Genomic DNA, 16,968 nt, shown 5'->3' with positions numbered 1-16,968 from the left:
CTCAAACCAAAAGGCTTGAGAGGGCTTAGCATGGTGTCTAGGACAGTATCCTAAAAAGTAAACTTAAGGAGTAAACACTATGCTAAATAAGTCTGCGACTTATAGGTAGTAACGACCACCAATAGTCCACTTATCATCAGTATTACGACCGTTATCGTCGTTTAGGTCGAATTGGTAACCAGCGTAACCAACGAACTTAGGAGTGAAGTTGTACTCAGTTTGAAGAGCTAGCTCTTCACGAGCTGTTTCTTTTGACTCGCCTGTAGCTACACGACCTTCAACCATCTCATAGTTAATGATGAAGTTTAGGCTGTTGTCTAGTGCGTATGCAGCCAATAGCTCGTATGCATCACTTTCAGCAAGAAGGCCAGTTAGCGTCGCATCTACACCGTTAAATGCACCAGTACTTGAAGTAGAGTTCATGTACTCGTTAGAAGCGTAAACACCCGCAAGGTAAAGACCTGTGCCGTATGAACCGTATGCTGCAGAGAATACGTGAGATGATGCTGTTTCAGTGTCGCCAGAAATCTTGATGTCACCAGTGTTGTAACCGTAACCAAGTTTAGCACCCATGATCTCGTAACCAAGTGTAACTTGTGTGCGGTCTTTAACTTCAGTATTGATACCAATTGTTTGAGACGCATCCGTCAAACCAGAATCATCGCTAATAGTTGCAGTGTAGATGTCAGATGCAGTTTGAGTACCCTGCCAACCTAGACCGATAGTAACTTTACCCGCTTCACCTAGATCAAAACCGTTACGGTAAGAAACCATTTTGTCTGCACGACCAGTACCGAACGCACCATGGTTGTCGTAGATAAATTCGTTCGCGAATGCGATTGGCATATCAGCAACACCAGCTACGTCGTAGTAAGGAGCCCATTGAGTACCTACTACTGCGCGACCGAAGTCATCGTGAGTAAGACCGACGTAACCTAGACGAGTTGTAAACGTCTCTTCACCACCTTCAAGGTAGTTAAGCGCCCATTCGCCTTTAGCGTCAGCAGTAAAGCCGTTACTCAGTTCTTGAGTAGCGTTAAAGTTGATACGTGGTGAGTTAGCACCTACATCTGTATCGCCGTTCTCAGAACCATTTAGGTTTACTGAAACGTGCCCGCCAACAGAGAATGTTGTACCGTCTTCGTTGTAAAGTTCTACTGCAACTGCCTGTGTACCAAATACTGCACCAGAAATTGCTAGCGCTAAAAGTTTCTTATTCATTGTCATATCCATTTGTAACTGGGTGAGTTATTCACTAACAACCTCGTGCTTACGGAGAAGTTGTTACCTGTATTTAACAAGTAGGCAAACCCTAATGTACGAATGACAAGAAAGTTGCATTAAAATATATAAAATTAAAAAAAACGCACTATAAAAAACAAAAAATCACTTTAAAACAACAAGATAAACAGGAACTCACTGGTGATCTTTTTTATATTTTGAGACAAAAGCTTCGACTATTTTTGATTTTATAGTCAACAAACAAGCATTAAAAATCAAATTGAAAAATCACTCATCAGACCATCGAGAGGTACACTCTCGAAATTGAAACATTTTGTAACATGATGAAGTAGGTTGAAATATTTAGCTTTGTGAAACAATTCTCGATTTAAGCTAGAAAAAATCGTTCAATTGAAATTTCACTCGAGAAAACAAAAAAAAGGGCAACCAATCAGCGACTGGTTGCCCTTCATAACACATCATTGGACTCTTATTTGAAGCAAACCTCAGCCCAACGAGCTAAACCTGAGGTTACTGAACCGAAGTAATTACCACTCACGATAGGTACGTTTGGCACTGCTTGTTGTACGGCTTCACGAAGTATAGGTGAACGAGCTGAACCACCCGTCATGTAAATTACGTCTGGCTTTTTCTGGCCTTGTTGCATGGCATCTTTAACCAACTCAATCATCTTAGACTTTGGCGATTCAATAGCTTCAACCATCTGCTCAACGGAAATGTCCACTTCGACCAATTCAGAAGCAACATTAATCGCGGCTCGATATTGAGAAGATTCTGCTAGTGCAATCTTGGCTTCTTCCGCTCTACGTACAATGCTATAGCCTAGAGTGTCATGATAAACCCTCATCAAACGCTCTAGCTTTTGAGGGTCTGAAGCTTCTTTACGAAGTAACTTCAAGGCCGCTAGGTTTTCGCGAGAATAAAAGTTCTTTTGAGCTTCGACATTATTGATTGCAATTGGATTCCAGAATTGAGTCAGCGGCATATCGATACCCGAAATGCCTTTGCTGCCCATACCGAAAGGTGACATCAGCTGCTTGAAGGCAAGGTAGATATCAAGGTCATTACCCCCTACCCTTTGCCCGCTGTGAGCTAACAAGCTCTGGGTTCGGTCCGCTTTACCCGACCAAGTTGGCCCCATTTCTAGCAATGAGCAATCGGTGGTACCACCACCAATATCCACAACCAATACCGTTTGGTTTTCAGTCAGGGTACTTTCGTAATCAAGGCCTGCGGCTACTGGTTCAAATTGAAAAGCGATATCAAGGAAGCCTGCACGCTTAGCTGCGCGTGAGAGTATGTCTTCAGCTTGTCGGTTTGCTTCTTCACCACCTCGACCATGGAAGTTAATTGGTCGACCGATAACAGCTTGTTTGATCTGCTCTTGAGTCGTGAGTTCTGCTTGGTGCTTAATATTTGCCATCATGGCGCACACTAAATCTTCGAAGAAACTCACCTGAACATCATGCAACCCGCTTGCGCCAAGAAAAGACTTAGGGGATTTTACGTAATAAACATCGCGAGGGTCTTCTAAGTAAAGGTCCAACGCCGCCTGACCAAACGCCATATCTTCTGGCACCAAATCGATACTCTCTTCTCGATTCAAAGCTATAGCACGTCGTAACACTTGCTCACCAACCGCATCACTCGGTTTGATATTCAAATGGCGAAATAGATGTTCGGAAACACTCTCACGAGTAGGCGCAAACACGGTTGAGGGAATATAGTGGTTGTTACCTTCTAGCGGTAACAGGCTTGGTTTTCCATCAACCATTGCCGCGACAGAACAGTTCGCTGTTCCATAATCAAATCCAATAAACATAATATCCCCCACTCAACAAAAGGGGCGAGATGCTACATGAAAAGCCTAAAAATTACGAGGTCATTTCTAAATTTAACTGAGTGATTTCTTAGCCTAACGGCTCTTAATAGGCAAACAAATATGCTACATTTCAGCCCAAATGAATCACAGGTTAGATAAATGAAAACACCTTGCCGAGCGGCTTGTAAAAATAATGGCGGAATGTGCAGTGGCTGCTTTCGAACAATGGATGAAATTATAGGCTGGAAAGGCTTATCTGAAGAAGAGCAAACTTCGGTTATGGATAATCTTACTGGTGTTAGTTCGACTCACCAATGTCCGCAGTGTAACGAGCCAGCTCAATGCGATATCAGTGCGGGTAAAGAGACGTGTTGGTGTTTTGAACTAGAAAAGCGTGATACTAGCGATATTCCAAAAGCTGGAGTATGTCTGTGCCGTAAATGCTTGTCTGAACTGCCTATTCAGTAGGTTACCTGTTCAGTAGTTTAGAACCTGTTAAGTAGTTTAAAACCTATTCCGCAGGTTACGTACCGGTTCAACATAGACAAAAAAGCGAGAGGTTGTTTCTCGCTTCAAAATACTGAGCTTTATTTGGTTAGTGTCTACTTCGTTTTTGCAACCAGCGCAGGCTGAGAAAACTGTATACCGTTCCAACCATGAACCATGAAGTTACGAATATTTTGATGGTCGGTGTTCTCTGGAAAACCTAGCACGTCGTTACGATAAAATTGACCAAAACAAGCAAGTGTTTGCTCCGCAGATAAACCTTGCTCTAAACCAAAAGCAAAAATCTTACACGAACCATTATTCTGCCCTGCGGTATTCACCACTTCACCATTGCGAAATTCACTCTCCGCAAAAACATAGAGAGCTTCGATCACTTGCATTGTATCTTCAAATTGCACGCTTTCTGGGGTTTCAGCCAGAGTATTTAATAAGGTTTCCAGTTCCATTTACTATTTCTCCATCAAGTATATATCTGTCAGCAGTGTATCTTGTTTTACGACAAGAGTAAGCCGTTGTTTACTTGGGACAGCGATTCACTTTTTGAACGAATACTGCAAATTACCTCAATGAAACTAATGACATAGTTTTATCAGGACGTTATATTATTTTATCAGACGATTAACATTGTTCAGTAACGAATATGCATAAAGATAAAAACTTAGAACTGTTTAGATACCTCAAACCAGGTACAAAAACAGCAGGTGTATTAGAATTTGGCCCAGACGACTCGATCCAGATCACTACACTCTATATCGGACACAAAGAAGAACAATACCTTGTCCTTGAGCTGCCACAAAAAGCGACAGAAGCACTGACGCTCAGAAAACTCATCAACGTGGATATTATTGTTCGTGCCATCACCGACACCGAACTTGGACACATTGTCGCGTTTAAAACCAACGTATTGGCTCATATCACCTCGCCAGCACACCTTATTTTCCTTCGTCCGCCTTCAAGCTTCGCGACCAAGCCTATCCGTGAACACGAAAGATATAAGGTACGACTCAGCTGTGAAGTTACCTTTGATACTTTGTCATTAGATGCCACTCTGGTCGATTTTTCAGTCTCAGGCTGTGGCGTCTATATTACCCAGCAATCCGATATCGATGTCGGTTGGAAGATACAAGTAAACACTGTCTTAAGTGAGTACTTAGATAGCGAACAGGTCTACAACGTAGTGAGCAAAAAAAGACAAGGCCAGGGTTGGCTATTAGGCATTCAGTTCCCTGAACACCTAGATATGAGCGACGAGTTAAAAACGCTGCTGTTGGAGCAAGCCTTTGTTGCCGGCTTTGTATAAATGCGTGTTCAAGTAAAGTTTATTCACAGCACTTGTTCTATCGCACTTTCAAAGGTTTAGATCAGTGGTTCGTGACATCCCAATGTGATTTTTTAAAATGAACAAATGCTTGGTGTAGCGACTCTTCTTTAATGGGTTTTACAATCACGTAATTAGCCCCAGCTGCCATAAAGCTGTCTCTTGTCGACGCTTGAGCATCCGCGGTACACGCATAAATCGGGGCTGTAACGCCAATATCATCCCTAAGTTGCTGAGTAGTTTCAACGCCACCAAGATTGGGAAGTTGGTTATCCATCAAAATAAGATCATAGGTTGTCGCCTTAGCCATTTCTAGCGCTTCTAAGCCATCTTTTGCCCAAGTAACTACCATGCCATATTTTTTACAGAAAGCCTGCGCAATAAAGGCGTTGGTGTGATTGTCTTCCACCAGCAATACGTTCAAAGATCGACTAAACAACGCCTCTGGTTCGATATCGGCTTGTTGCTTCACGTCCAATAGCGGCTTAGTGTGCACTTCCACTGGAATTTCTATAATGAACTCCGAACCTTGGTTTATCTCACTGCGGACTTGAATATCCCCTTCCAGCATATCGACCAGATTTTTTACAATCGTTAGGCCCAACCCTGTCCCACCATATTCACGAGTCGTGGTTTCTTCGGCTTGAACAAAGGGTTCAAAAACAGCATCAATTTTACTTTCATCAATACCAATTCCGGAATCTTTCACTCGCACGATTAAGCTGGCGTGATCAGAGTTAAAGATACTCTCGAGCTCAAAACTAACGGAAATACCGCCTTGGTGAGTGAACTTAAGAGCGTTACTCACCAAGTTAAACATGATCTGATTCAGGCGCACTTGGTCGGTGTTTATTTCAATGTCATCAGCCAAGTGATTCACAATAGTAAATGCGATCGATTTATCGCCACAAAGCGGACGATAGATACTGTCTAATGTATTAACCAGTTCCCCTAAGCGGAAGTCTTTCTTTTGAATATTGAACTGCCCTTGCTCTATCTTTGAGAAGTCCAAGATATCGTTAAGTACCGCCAGCAAATGTTCCGCACTATTACAAAGTACATCCACCTGTTCACGGTTATCTTCACTGTGTATAGAGCGCTTTAGCAACTGAGAAACACCAAGAATACCGTTAAGCGGTGTACGAATCTCATGGCTCATCTTTGCGAGGAAATCTGCCCGCACATTCGCAAGGTGCTCAGCTTCTTCTCTTGCTCGATCAGCCTGCCTCTCGGCTTCAATGAGCTTAGTAATGTCTTGGCCTTGTACCACGACACCGGTAATGCCATGTTCCACACGAATAGCAGACATGTTCCAGCGAAACACCTTTTCACCAATGGGAACGTTAATGCCCGTCAGCTTTGAACCTTGAACCACCATATGAATATTCGGTAGCATGCGATGCTCAAACTCTTGAGCCACTGCTCCGTAGTTATCATCGGCGTCAAATAACGCCATACGAGCAGCGGGGTTCATCTGAATTAAGTCACCTTTATCAGACCAAACCAAGATAGGTGAATGAGCAAAGTTAAAGAGATCTTGGAATTTTTGGTTCTGTTCAGATAAACGTTCAAAAGTATCCTCAAGGGTGCAACCAATATGATGAAACTCGAAAATGTTGGAGCCATCGAACTTGTTGTACTCTTCGCCGTCACTTGCTGAGCGAGTAAAGTCCATCAACTTATCGAGTTCAGCCGCCACCTTTCTTTGAATCCAAGCTCTCGCAAAGAAAGACATCAATATGATCACCACAATCACAACAATGATCGCACGCTCATAGTTCTCTTCTAAGGCAATGAAGTTAGTGTTCTTTTGGACAGCTCGAATGGTAAGGGGCGTTTCAACGGCATTGATCTTAATGGTCGCGATGGTGACGAAATGACGAGGCAGTTGCTCGTACATTTTGTAGTTGAGGATGTCCGTTATTGTGTAACTTTCATCGCCACTGAATGTCGACGTAACCGGTGTACCGTGCGCTTCGATAACAATATTTTCGCAGTTGCTGCCCTTCTGAATAGACTCAGCCAGAGAGAAATTGTTATCAAGTACGATCGCGATATAGAGCTGGCCAAGAACCTCCCCTGTTTTGTTATCCACAATAGGGGTTCGGCGAGCCAACAAATGACGCTTACCAATATCGGTTATCACTTTAATGAAATGCCAGTTACTACTAAATGAAACCTCATCAGAGATATGTTTTAAGTTGGACGAGTCCAATCCATAAAACTGACCGTTGCCATCTTCCCAGGCCAAACCGTCATGAGTAGAAACAAAGCGAAGATCCGGCGCATGATCCGGTTCTCTTTGGTCAACACCAAAAAAGAAATAACTCAGAGCCTCTTCATTGTGGGTATCAAAATACTCTCTGAGTGTTTCACTGTGTGAGCTACTGTCTTGATGGATTTGCAGCACCGACAAACGGTAATCAAACATATTTTGGATCAAGCTAGAGGTTTGCTGGACCGTTCGATTCGTCTCTTGCTTTACGATATTACTGCTGGTTTCATAATTATGAATAAGTACGCCAAGTGCCATCACGCCTATCACTAAAATAATGATACGCGTAATGAGTTTAGCTAAAGTGTTCCTAGGTGTACTGGCGTAGCTTTTCTTCATTATTGACCTGAGTACCTAAATGCTCGCTGCTTAAGTTCTGAAATACGTTCTGGTGAATCATCTTTGGCCACAACTTCAAACTCACCAGAGTAAACCGTAGGAACTTCCAATCCGGCTAGGTCCCACTTGATCGCCTCTGCCATAGCGATACCGGTATCGTCATTCATACGCATGACTGTGACATCTAAATCGCCCTTTGCAATGGCTTCCAGTTCAGCGGATCCGCCTCCCCAGCCATTAACTAAGATATCTCGACCAGATTCACGAATGGCTTCCGCAGCGCCCAGAGCGACATCGGTTGCACATGCATAGATAAAGTCTAGGCCCTTATCGTTCGCAATGCTGATTTTAGCCGCTTGGTAACCACTCTCTTTATCTGATTTCGTGTAAAACGAAGACTTAAGATCAAAGTTCGTATCGGTGTTCACATCATGGATAAAGGTATCTCCACGAGCATCACTGATGTAGCCCTCTGAGCGATATAACACAGAATATTTGCTGTCTGGTTTGCTCACTTCTTTAAAGTAATTTGCCAATTTTAAACTGCCTGTCGCATGATCAAATCCCACATACATGAACGGCTGTCTATCAGCCCAAGCACGCACTGGTGTTGTGATGTTTTGCAGAATGAGTTTGGTGTCAGTAGAGCTCAACACGTGCTCAATAAACTTGCGGTGGCGCGTCGTGTCTAATGTAAAAATCAAGTAATCCGTTTTGTTCTCTATCGCTTCTTGCAATGAAATGCTTGTTTGCGTGAGATCGGCATTAACCCGGGTAAACACCTGATTTATTTGATAGTTAATTCTCAACTTATCGAGGCGTTTCTCAAAAGCTTGAATGTTACGAACCCAGTAGTCGGAGATCTGTTGACCCGGATACACCACTGAGATCGTAATAGGCTCATTCTGAGATCGTCTCAATGGCACAGGGTGATTTTGTACAGCTTCAACCATTTTATCGGTCAGTGCTTTTTGCTCTGGAAACTTGGAAAGATAATCTTGGTATTCCCAGTACCCATTGAGGACATGAGTACCATGGGAGAAAGCGGACGCAGAAAATACGGCAAGTCCAAACAACATCAGTAAACGTTTCATATTTTTCTCGTTTTATATGAGCTACTTTGGCTCATTTTTTAACCTAGCATGACACCATCTCTTTGTATGGCTGAAAGATATTATGTAGGACAACGATGATAAATGATAGCGTCTAACACTAATTAGAACGACATTCTAAATGAGCAATATGTTAATTTGGAATGGAGATTAAGAACAACGAGTTCAATGATGATTTCAGCCCATTCACAGCAAGAGTGATTACCGTTAAAATTCATAGGTTTATATTGATTTATTATAGTCCATTCCATTATTAAGATTTAATCAATAACAAACATTTTAGCTATGAATTATGAGACTTCGATATATTGAATTCTGTCTTGTTGCCACTCAACAATTAGTTTGAGTGATACCAATTTTTCTTTGCGAGATTTTGGTAGTTGTTTGATCGCGTATTCGGTTTTCAACGCCTCACTTTTTGATCCAACACCAAAACTCCAAACTAGCTTAAGTGGGCCTTTACCTTTTAAAGCTTTGGCACCTTTACCCGTTTGATGTTGTTCAAATCGACGTTCTAAATTATTCGTCACGCCACAATAAAGGGCATTGTGACGATTGCGGATTAAGTACACGACCCAATCCGCATTTTTATCAGACTCAGACATCTAAAGCAGTGATTCAACCAGAGCCTTAAGCTCTGCCACTTCTTCACGTAGGCTTGCGACTTCTGATTCAAGCTCTTCAAACTTTTCGCTTGTCGCAGAGGGTGCAGCCGTACTTACCGATGCCGTCGCAAACGCTTCAACATCCACTTCACCACTCAATAAGTGCTGGTAGCGTGATTCACGTTTACCCGCTTCACGTGGTAGCTTCACGACTAAAGCACCCGCTTCTCTTACGGCTAATTTATCGAGTGTCGCTTCAAGCTCTTTCACATCACTAAAATTAGCAAGACGACCAGTACGAGTGCGCAGTTCGCCAGGAGTTTGCGCCCCGCGAAGCAGCATACAGCAGATGATTGCGCGCTCTTGCTCTGTAAATTGCAAATCCCCAAATTCAGTATTACAGAAACGATGCTGATACTTATTAACACGGCTATTGAAGCTGCTCTCATCACTCACCATGCGGCGAGCTATCAAACCATCAACCGCATCTAAAACGTCCGACTCAGACAGAGAGAGAACGGGCTCACGGTTACTCTTTTGGTTACATGCAGTCGTTAAGCTGTTTAACGTTAACGGGTAATGATCCGGGGTAGTGACTTCTTTCTCGATCAAGCAACCGATAATTCTCGCTTCAATTGGGGAAAGTACTGTGTTCATCGTTTTTCCTTTTTATTATTTTGATAATTCCATCTCAACATTTAACAATGCAGCCAGTAATGGCTAATGCTCAGACAAAATCGGTACTCGTTTCTTTCTGCCTTGTTCATCAATCATTATGATCTTAGAACGATTTAGCTCTATTTCCACGACTTCCAAATAAGTACGTTCTTGTACATACGCATCACGAAGCTTGTTTTGCTCTGCCGAAGGTTCAGTGACATCGTCGCCCAAATCTTCTGTTTCCAGTTGTTGTTGATTCATTTCACATTTCGTATCAATGCCGTGTCTATACTGGATACTAACTTGAACAGTTAGATAAAAACAATCGCACTTTAGCGAGAGTGCCGAATAATTATACAACCTTACTTTTGCTTTGATCTAAAGACTGTTACAACACTAACTGATGTGCTTTAATCAGAACCAGACAACGTATTTGACGATTAGGAAAAGGAATCTATGAGCAGCGTATTTGAAATTGTTAACCAAGCACGACGTAAGAACAAACTTAAGCGTGAACTTTTAGACAACGAAAAGAAAGTTCGCGACAACCGCAAGCGTGTCGACCTTCTTGATAACCTACTTGATTACATCAAGCCAGAGATGACTCACGACGAGATCTTAGGCATTATCAAAAACATGAAAGCTGACTACGAAGACCGCGTTGATGATCACATCATCAAGAGTGCAGAGATCTCTAAAGCTCGTCGCGACATCAGCCGCCGCATTCGTGAACTAACAGAAGAAGACAAGCAAACTCAAGGTAAGAAGTAATCTAACCTCGCTAATTTACTTGTAACAATGTTAGTAACCCACTCTTAGTAGTGGGTTTTTTTGTACCTAAACTCCAGCGTCTATACTTAAGCATCTAGACCTAAGCATCTAAACCTAAGCATCTAAACCTAAGCATCTAAACCTAACCGTCTAGACTTAAGCGTACCTAAGCAAAAATGAATGAAACTCAACAGCAGTATCAAACTAAATAACGAGTGTACACTAGCGATGGAGATACTTTATGTACGGAAGTATTCTGATTACCTTGGCGTTATCAACGACACAACCTTACCCTGAAAAATTTGAGAAACTTTATACCGAAGAAACCGAAATCACTTATGACGATCTCGTGGTCGATGTTCATGGCTACAAGGTTCCGACCCGATCAGCATTTCGAGGTTGGATGCTCCTTAACCACGCCCAAGGTCAAGTCAAAGCGATCGGTCAACAACTCAAGGACAACGGCATCACTCAGAGCATGCCTCTGCATTTAGTCTTGTTGCAAGGCACGGATTGGGCAATGAGTAATACGACCCTGTTCACCCTTCCCAATAAGAAACATGTGCCAAACATGATCAATACCCTTAAGTACATACAACAATATATTGAGCCTGAAATTGGCGTTGTTATCCCTGTGTCCGGAGAGCGAACCAATATCTACAATCAACAAGCTGGCGGCGCACTGCGAAGTAAACACTTGGAATTCTGCGCCTTAGACTTAGTGCCTGCGAATGATATTACTCGCGAAGATCTACACGTGAAACTTAAAAAGGTTCATGCTGAATTTGGGCAAAAAAATAACGTTGGGCTGGGGTTGTATTCTGGTGTTCGATTCCACATCGATACTTGCGGATTCAGACAGTGGTAATCACCCAATGGAGTCACAAAGACACGATAACCGTTAATGTCATTATGACTCATACAATTAATAGGACACTTTAACCAATTGATTTAATGATTAAAATAAAACTGGAACGCTAATTGCTATTGATAACGAGTATCATAATTATTAATAGCAATTAGGAATTCAATATGAAGACGATGACTCAACGCTTTCAAACGCTACTTTCTGTTTCAAACTTCAGTTTAGCAACCACCGCCTTGCTTATGCTACTCAGTATTATTGTTGCTTATCCTATGGCCGATCACTTCTCACTGCCAATTCAAATTGTCGCACACATCAGCACGATCTTAGTGGCTGCATTACTAAAGATTAGTTATGTCGGCCGCTGCCTTGCGCAATACAACCTTGGGTTAGAAGTTCGCTAAATCGTACAGTGCTAGCCTTGATAATGAGCCAGTTAGACAATATCAAGGCTACTGAAAAGGTCATACAGTTGGTGGGATTTATAAGGTTTCGGCAAGTAGGCATTCATGCCCGCTTCAAAGCAATCCTTGATGTCTTCTTCCAGCACACTAGCGGTTAAAGCAATGATGGGTAATGGCGCAGCTTGTTGGTCAGTCTCCCACTGCCGAATCGCACGAGTCGCCGTTATACCATCCATAACAGGCATCATGCAGTCCATTAAGATGGCATCAAACTGAGCGCCTTGAGTGATGACATCCACCGCTTCTTGGCCATTACTGGCAATCAAATATTCATAACCCGCTTGCTCAAGGAAGAAGCTCGCTATCTTCTGATTCATCAGGTTGTCTTCAACAATCAGAATACGTCGATTCAGAGAACGAACCTCTTCATCTTTTGCTTCCACCGCCGGCGCTTGTTCTTCACCGATATCGAGCGATTGTAAGCTGTTTAAGAATCGTCGACCCAAGAATGGCAATGTATGAGTTGAGTGCACCGTTTCTGTGATTAGATTGGTTTTAAAGAGATGATGCTGACACACGATAACGCGAGCCAAAGGGTATAACGCCTTCAGCGTCGCAAGATCTTTATCCATGGAGTGATGCAGCGTATGACAATAAAGTATGAAGTCACTTTCTTTCAGGTTTTCATCAAGATCCGAAATGGATGACACAACATTAGGTCGAACATTTAAGCGTTCACACTCTTTGACCAGTTGATCGAGGTAATTGAAAGAATTCGAGATAATAGTCGCACGGCTTAGGTTGTCGAAGGTTTGAACATGAGTTTCGACAGTGTCGACATACAAACAAAAAGTGAACGTTGAGCCCTCTCCTTTCACTGAACGCGCGGTAATGTAACCACCCATCAAATCAACAAGCTGTCGACAAATCGCAAGGCCTAACCCTGTCCCACCGAATTGGCGAATAATGCTGCCATCTTCTTGAGTGAAAGGTTCAAATATGGACTCTAGCTTCTCTGGCTCAATCCCAATTCCAGTATCAGACACACTGCATTCCAGCTTGCCTCTACCCAAAGACATAGGTGTGTATGCAATGTCCGTCGTAATCGTGCCCTTTGCCGTAAACTTGATGGCGTTAGACAGCAAATTGGTTAGTACTTGTCTCACACGGTACTCATCGAAAAACAGCTGCGGTGGAGTTTGGGAATCGATATTGATGTCGAGTTCGATATCTTTACTTATCGCTTTGGATAAAATCACACTTACTGAGTCGTAAACCGCCTCTCTCAGATCAGCATTGTGTGGTGATAGCATTAAGTTGCCCGACTCGATTTTGGACAGGTCAAGAATGTCATTAAGCAGAACCAGTAATGAGTGAGAAGACGATTCGATGTCTCCTAACACTTCTTGTTGATTCGCGCTCAGTTGGCTTTGAGATAAGATCTCAGCCATCCCAATAATCCCGTTGAGTGGTGTACGTATCTCATGGGACATATTGGCTAAAAATGCGCTCTTGGCCTTGTTAGCCGAAATTGCATCTTCCTTTGCTTCTACTAACTCTTTGTTATGTTGATAGTTGCGCTCCATCACTCGATTCAGAGTTTCAGTGAACTCGGCAAGTTCATCGTTGCCTTGAATATGAATGACCTTGGGCTTGCCGTAGCTATCGGCGCATTCAGACACCCCTTTCAAAATAATAGATAGGTTTCGATTTAAGCGAAGAGATGTCGCTACACCAAGCCACAACAACACACCTGAAACGACAAGAATAAGCAATGTCATAACCAAGGTTTGCCTTTTTTGCAGCGCTATATTTTTGGTCAGATCAAACTGTAATTGCTTCGTGTAAGCACCCACTGCCTTTGAAATCGCTAGCTTCTTTCGTTCTAAACCTTCCACATGTTCATATATTTCAGGCGACGAGAAGTCACCTTTGAGGATTCGAGCTGTAAAACGGTTTTGAAATTCATCTTTAGAAAACGTACTTAACAGCTTTCTAATTTCAGGCGAACGGCTTCCAAAACGGAAAAACGTATCTAATAACTGCTGCTGCCTTTCTAAAGCACCAACATAACTCAATAAATATTGATCTATCAGCTCTGGAGAACGATACAAGCGGTAGCTCAACCACGCTTCTCGCTGATTCCAAAACACGTAGTGAGTAAGATTAATAAACATCGCGTCAGCTTGACTGATCTTTTCGTCCACGATGTTAATGCGATACTCAGATAGCTCCATTAACACGCCTTTTAGCAAATCGAAGGCCTGCTCTGTCAGTTGCGTGTTGTTGTCAGTAATCTGTGTTGCGTCGCTGTTCATACTGGAGGTTACGCGAGCAAGTTTCGCTAACACACTCTTAAGCTCAACCAACTGTGGTTCAACAGTCCAATTGCTGTCGAACTGTCGAAGCTGTTTCTCGTACTGAGCGAGTCTAGCTAAATCAGCTTGCAGCTTTAAAAGCAGTAGCTCTTTCTCTGGAGAGTCATTAGACAGAACCAACCATCGATAAGCATCGCTGGAAACGGTATTAAAAGATTGAAGCGCTTCAACCTTAATACGAGTTGTTTCAAGGTGATTCATCTTCTTATCGTTCTTGAGCACTTCATTGACTGTAAAACCAAACATGATGAATACAGAAACCGTGGAAAGAAATATAAGACGCCATCTAATTGACATGTTTATCATTTTTATAACGACTCCCTTCCCGAAAGTAATTTTACCTAGCCCAAGTTAAGAATAGGACATTAACAGGACTTATTGATCAAATTGGATATGAACAAACGATACTCTGAGCCCAGAACGGTAAATTATGATCAACTTACCTCCATGTTTAGGCTTTAAAGGGGGGCTGTTACTTAAACAGATAGAGTTAAAACAAATATGCTTTAAACAAGTGCGCTTTAAACAAGTGCGCTCTAGACACACGATGTTTAAACAGGAGGAGTATAGATGAGAGAGCTGTATACAAACGAGGTATGAACAAGTGAAATTTAACGAAGCAAGCTTTATCCAGTTATTATCACTCGCATAATAAGCAAACGGCCATGCTTCTCGGCTCCACAAGGTTGGGAGTAATGACTCTATAAGCCAACAAACACCGAAGTTAAGTGAAATTTGTGAGATCCAATCGTTTGCGTCATGCACTTTTCGCACTCGAATTCGGCGTATTCAAAGGTCGAACAAGAAAACGCATTGATCACCTTATTTGTCGTTTACTGTTTACGTGTAACTTGAGCTAACGATCACACCTTTAATGATCACTATGACTTTTATTACATATAATATTTTGATTTGAGTATTTTTTGGTGAAAAATAAGTGCTACAGATTGTTAAAGTCAATAGTCTTTATCGACACTAAAAACTTGATTTATGGCTAATATAAGGCCAACTTACAGATAATTTGTCTGCATTTATTTTTCCTAGCAGAATAACCCGTCGTACCTTACAATCCTGCCACATAAAAATTACAAGTTGCACACAAGGCATATCAAGCACATTTAAGTGGCAATATAGACCATAGCCTGATGCCTCAAATCCCCTATGCTGATTGGCTTCCCTACAACCGCCATGAATGCAGAAACTTAACGTGAAAGGTCCCGAGTAAAGATGAGTCCCGAAAAGCACCTCCTAGACTGGCAAACTAGTCAAACTATTGCTGAATCCATCGCTCCAACTTTAGGTCAGTTATACCGTCAAAAAGGCGTAGAAGTTATCCTCTTCGGTAAGACCCTGGTTAACGCGACAACTATCGACATCATCAAAGCTCACCGTATCGCAAAACGTTACACTGGTTCTCCTCTTACAGCAGAACAGACTCAACCAATCATTCAACACCTTCTCTCTATGGACTTGTCTCCATGTCGTATCGATGTTGGTCGCCTTGCCCACGCATTCTGGCAAGATCGCGAAGACACTCACGGGTTGGATGATTTTCTACAAACTGCACTTGTAGAATCGCTTCAAGGCGATGCAATGACAGAACCTCGTGACGTTGTATTGTACGGTTTTGGTCGTATTGGCCGACTGCTAACTCGTCTATTGATCGAGAAAAGTGGCCCAGGTTACCCACTTCGTTTACGTGCAATCGTTGTACGTGGTGGCAAAGACGGCGACCTAGAAAAACGTGCTAGCCTACTTCGTCGTGACTCTGTTCACGGCCAGTTCAACGGTAGCATCGTAGTTGACCAAGAACGTAAAGCAATCATCGTAAACGGCAACTTCATTCAAGTTATCTACGCAAACAAGCCAGAAGAAGTGGATTACACGACTTACGGTATTGAAAATGCACTTGTGGTTGATAACACAGGTGTATGGCGTGACGCTGAAGGCCTAAGCCAACACGTTGCGTGTAACGGTGCGAAGAAAGTACTACTGACTGCGCCAGGCAAAGGCGACATTAAGAACGTCGTATTTGGTGTGAACGAGAATGTCATTCAACCAGAAGACACAATCATCTCTGCTGCAAGCTGTACGACAAACGCAATCACGCCAGTATTGAAAGCGGTTCACGACAAATTCGGCGTACTTTCTGGTCACATTGAAACGGTTCACTCATTTACCAATGACCAAAACCTAATCGATAACTTCCACTCAGGCGACCGTCGTGGTCGTGCTGCATCATTGAACATGGTTCTGACATCGACTGGTGCTGCTAAAGCGGTATCAAAAGCGATGCCAGAAATGGAAGGTAAGCTAACAGGTAATGCGATTCGCGTACCTACGCCAAATGTTTCAATGGCAGTAGCAAACCTAAACCTTGAGAAAGGCACAAGCAAAGAAGAATTGAACGAGTACCTGCGTGAAATGGCGCTGTCTTCTTCTCTATCTGCACAAATTGATTACACAGACTCGACTGAGATTGTATCGACGGACTTGGTTGGCTCTCGCCACCCAGGCGTGGTTGACGGTGTTGCGACTATCGCACAAGACAACCGTGCTGTTCTGTATATTTGGTACGACAACGAGTTTGGCTACAGCTGTCAGGTTGTTCACTGTATGGAACAAATGATGGGTGTGCGCTACAAGACTTACCCTGAAGTATAAACTGCT

15 protein-coding genes are annotated in these 16,968 nt (G+C 42.7%); 6 read left to right on the top strand and 9 right to left on the bottom strand.

Going from position 1 to position 16,968, the window contains the following annotated elements; translation table 11 throughout:
* Positions 1–99: 99 nt before the first annotated feature.
* Positions 100–1,221 carry a porin gene (locus AACT19_RS03075; protein WP_076645155.1) on the bottom strand — a complete coding sequence of 374 codons (1,122 nt, stop codon included), beginning with the start codon at positions 1,219–1,221 and terminating at the stop codon, positions 100–102.
* A 490-nt stretch (positions 1,222–1,711) separates the two neighbouring features.
* Entirely contained in the window at positions 1,712–3,064 is a 1,353-nt protein-coding gene (gene yegD / locus AACT19_RS03070) for a molecular chaperone (RefSeq protein ID WP_076645153.1), read from the bottom strand.
* 159 nt (positions 3,065–3,223) lie between these two features.
* Here yegD and AACT19_RS03065 point away from each other — a divergent pair, with 159 nt between their 5' ends.
* Positions 3,224–3,532: a DUF1289 domain-containing protein gene (locus tag AACT19_RS03065; protein WP_017079638.1), complete on the top strand. Its 309-nt coding sequence runs from the start codon at positions 3,224–3,226 to the stop codon at positions 3,530–3,532.
* 134 nt (positions 3,533–3,666) lie between these two features.
* On the opposite strand, the gene AACT19_RS03060 is transcribed toward AACT19_RS03065, so the two are convergent.
* Positions 3,667–4,017: a HopJ type III effector protein gene (locus tag AACT19_RS03060; protein WP_076645152.1), complete on the bottom strand. Its 351-nt coding sequence runs from the start codon at positions 4,015–4,017 to the stop codon at positions 3,667–3,669.
* Positions 4,018–4,211: 194 nt separating this feature from the next.
* On the opposite strand from AACT19_RS03060, the gene AACT19_RS03055 reads away from it, so the two are divergent.
* Positions 4,212–4,871: a PilZ domain-containing protein gene (locus AACT19_RS03055; protein WP_076645150.1), complete on the top strand. Its 660-nt coding sequence runs from the start codon at positions 4,212–4,214 to the stop codon at positions 4,869–4,871.
* Positions 4,872–4,932: 61 nt separating this feature from the next.
* Here AACT19_RS03055 and luxQ read toward each other — a convergent pair whose 3' ends face one another.
* The 5 genes from luxQ to AACT19_RS03030 form a co-directional block, all read right to left on the bottom strand.
* The gene (gene luxQ / locus AACT19_RS03050) at positions 4,933–7,503 is read right to left on the bottom strand and encodes a quorum-sensing autoinducer 2 sensor kinase/phosphatase LuxQ (protein WP_076645148.1); all 2,571 of its coding nucleotides are present in this window, start codon (positions 7,501–7,503) and stop codon (positions 4,933–4,935) included.
* Positions 7,503–8,597 (bottom strand): substrate-binding domain-containing protein, encoded by a 1,095-nt coding sequence (locus tag AACT19_RS03045; RefSeq protein WP_076645146.1) that lies wholly within the window; start codon positions 8,595–8,597, stop codon positions 7,503–7,505. The genes luxQ and AACT19_RS03045 overlap by 1 nt, the downstream gene beginning before the upstream one ends.
* A 308-nt stretch (positions 8,598–8,905) precedes the next feature.
* A complete protein-coding gene (locus AACT19_RS03040) occupies positions 8,906–9,220 on the bottom strand; it encodes a GIY-YIG nuclease family protein (protein ID WP_017093084.1) in 315 nt (104 codons plus the stop codon).
* Positions 9,221–9,877, bottom strand: coding sequence for a YceH family protein (locus tag AACT19_RS03035; protein ID WP_076645144.1), 657 nt, complete (start codon positions 9,875–9,877; stop codon positions 9,221–9,223). It abuts the gene before it with no gap.
* Positions 9,878–9,940: 63 nt separating this feature from the next.
* Positions 9,941–10,141 carry a hypothetical protein gene (locus AACT19_RS03030; protein ID WP_004730052.1) on the bottom strand — a complete coding sequence of 67 codons (201 nt, stop codon included), beginning with the start codon at positions 10,139–10,141 and terminating at the stop codon, positions 9,941–9,943.
* A 195-nt stretch (positions 10,142–10,336) separates the two neighbouring features.
* On the opposite strand from AACT19_RS03030, the gene AACT19_RS03025 reads away from it, so the two are divergent.
* The 3 genes from AACT19_RS03025 to AACT19_RS03015 all read left to right on the top strand — a co-directional run bounded on the left by AACT19_RS03025 (position 10,337) and on the right by AACT19_RS03015 (position 11,920).
* The gene (locus AACT19_RS03025) at positions 10,337–10,651 is read left to right on the top strand and encodes a DUF496 family protein (RefSeq protein ID WP_004730049.1); all 315 of its coding nucleotides are present in this window, start codon (positions 10,337–10,339) and stop codon (positions 10,649–10,651) included.
* Positions 10,652–10,892: 241 nt separating this feature from the next.
* On the top strand, positions 10,893–11,519 hold the full coding sequence (locus tag AACT19_RS03020; RefSeq protein WP_076645142.1) for a D-Ala-D-Ala carboxypeptidase family metallohydrolase: 627 nt from the start codon (positions 10,893–10,895) through the stop codon (positions 11,517–11,519).
* 164 nt (positions 11,520–11,683) lie between these two features.
* On the top strand, positions 11,684–11,920 hold the full coding sequence (locus AACT19_RS03015; protein WP_004730045.1) for a hypothetical protein: 237 nt from the start codon (positions 11,684–11,686) through the stop codon (positions 11,918–11,920).
* 32 nt (positions 11,921–11,952) lie between these two features.
* On the opposite strand, the gene AACT19_RS03010 is transcribed toward AACT19_RS03015, so the two are convergent.
* Complete coding sequence (locus tag AACT19_RS03010) at positions 11,953–14,544, bottom strand: ATP-binding protein (RefSeq protein ID WP_076645140.1); 2,592 nt, start codon at positions 14,542–14,544, stop codon at positions 11,953–11,955.
* Positions 14,545–15,525: 981 nt separating this feature from the next.
* Between AACT19_RS03010 and AACT19_RS03005 the strand changes: the two genes are divergently transcribed.
* Complete coding sequence (locus AACT19_RS03005) at positions 15,526–16,962, top strand: glyceraldehyde-3-phosphate dehydrogenase (protein ID WP_017064852.1); 1,437 nt, start codon at positions 15,526–15,528, stop codon at positions 16,960–16,962.
* Positions 16,963–16,968 lie beyond the last annotated feature (6 nt).

It is taken from the genome of Vibrio sp. 10N.222.47.A9, from assembly GCF_963872585.1.
In the GTDB taxonomy this organism is placed as follows: domain Bacteria; phylum Pseudomonadota; class Gammaproteobacteria; order Enterobacterales; family Vibrionaceae; genus Vibrio; species Vibrio splendidus.
The sequence above is the reverse complement of the archived record's forward strand: the minus strand, read 5'-3'. Positions and strand labels throughout refer to the sequence as shown.

Excerpts from the sequence above, each read along its gene's own strand:
- AACT19_RS03055 (WP_076645150.1), top strand. The coding sequence starts at position 4,212 with ATGCATAAAGATAAAAACTTAGAACTGTTTAGATACCTCAAACCAGGT.
- AACT19_RS03005 (WP_017064852.1), top strand. The coding sequence starts at position 15,526 with ATGAGTCCCGAAAAGCACCTCCTAGACTGGCAAACTAGTCAAACTATT.
- AACT19_RS03025 (WP_004730049.1), top strand. The coding sequence starts at position 10,337 with ATGAGCAGCGTATTTGAAATTGTTAACCAAGCACGACGTAAGAACAAA.
- AACT19_RS03020 (WP_076645142.1), top strand. The coding sequence starts at position 10,893 with ATGTACGGAAGTATTCTGATTACCTTGGCGTTATCAACGACACAACCT.
- AACT19_RS03015 (WP_004730045.1), top strand. The coding sequence starts at position 11,684 with ATGAAGACGATGACTCAACGCTTTCAAACGCTACTTTCTGTTTCAAAC.
- AACT19_RS03060 (WP_076645152.1), bottom strand. The coding sequence starts at position 4,017 with ATGGAACTGGAAACCTTATTAAATACTCTGGCTGAAACCCCAGAAAGC.
- AACT19_RS03040 (WP_017093084.1), bottom strand. The coding sequence starts at position 9,220 with ATGTCTGAGTCTGATAAAAATGCGGATTGGGTCGTGTACTTAATCCGC.
- AACT19_RS03030 (WP_004730052.1), bottom strand. The coding sequence starts at position 10,141 with ATGAATCAACAACAACTGGAAACAGAAGATTTGGGCGACGATGTCACT.
- AACT19_RS03035 (WP_076645144.1), bottom strand. The coding sequence starts at position 9,877 with ATGAACACAGTACTTTCCCCAATTGAAGCGAGAATTATCGGTTGCTTG.
- yegD (WP_076645153.1), bottom strand. The coding sequence starts at position 3,064 with ATGTTTATTGGATTTGATTATGGAACAGCGAACTGTTCTGTCGCGGCA.
- AACT19_RS03010 (WP_076645140.1), bottom strand. The coding sequence starts at position 14,544 with ATGTTTGGTTTTACAGTCAATGAAGTGCTCAAGAACGATAAGAAGATG.
- AACT19_RS03045 (WP_076645146.1), bottom strand. The coding sequence starts at position 8,597 with ATGAAACGTTTACTGATGTTGTTTGGACTTGCCGTATTTTCTGCGTCC.
- AACT19_RS03065 (WP_017079638.1), top strand. The coding sequence starts at position 3,224 with ATGAAAACACCTTGCCGAGCGGCTTGTAAAAATAATGGCGGAATGTGC.
- luxQ (WP_076645148.1), bottom strand. The coding sequence starts at position 7,503 with ATGAAGAAAAGCTACGCCAGTACACCTAGGAACACTTTAGCTAAACTC.
- AACT19_RS03075 (WP_076645155.1), bottom strand. The coding sequence starts at position 1,221 with ATGAATAAGAAACTTTTAGCGCTAGCAATTTCTGGTGCAGTATTTGGT.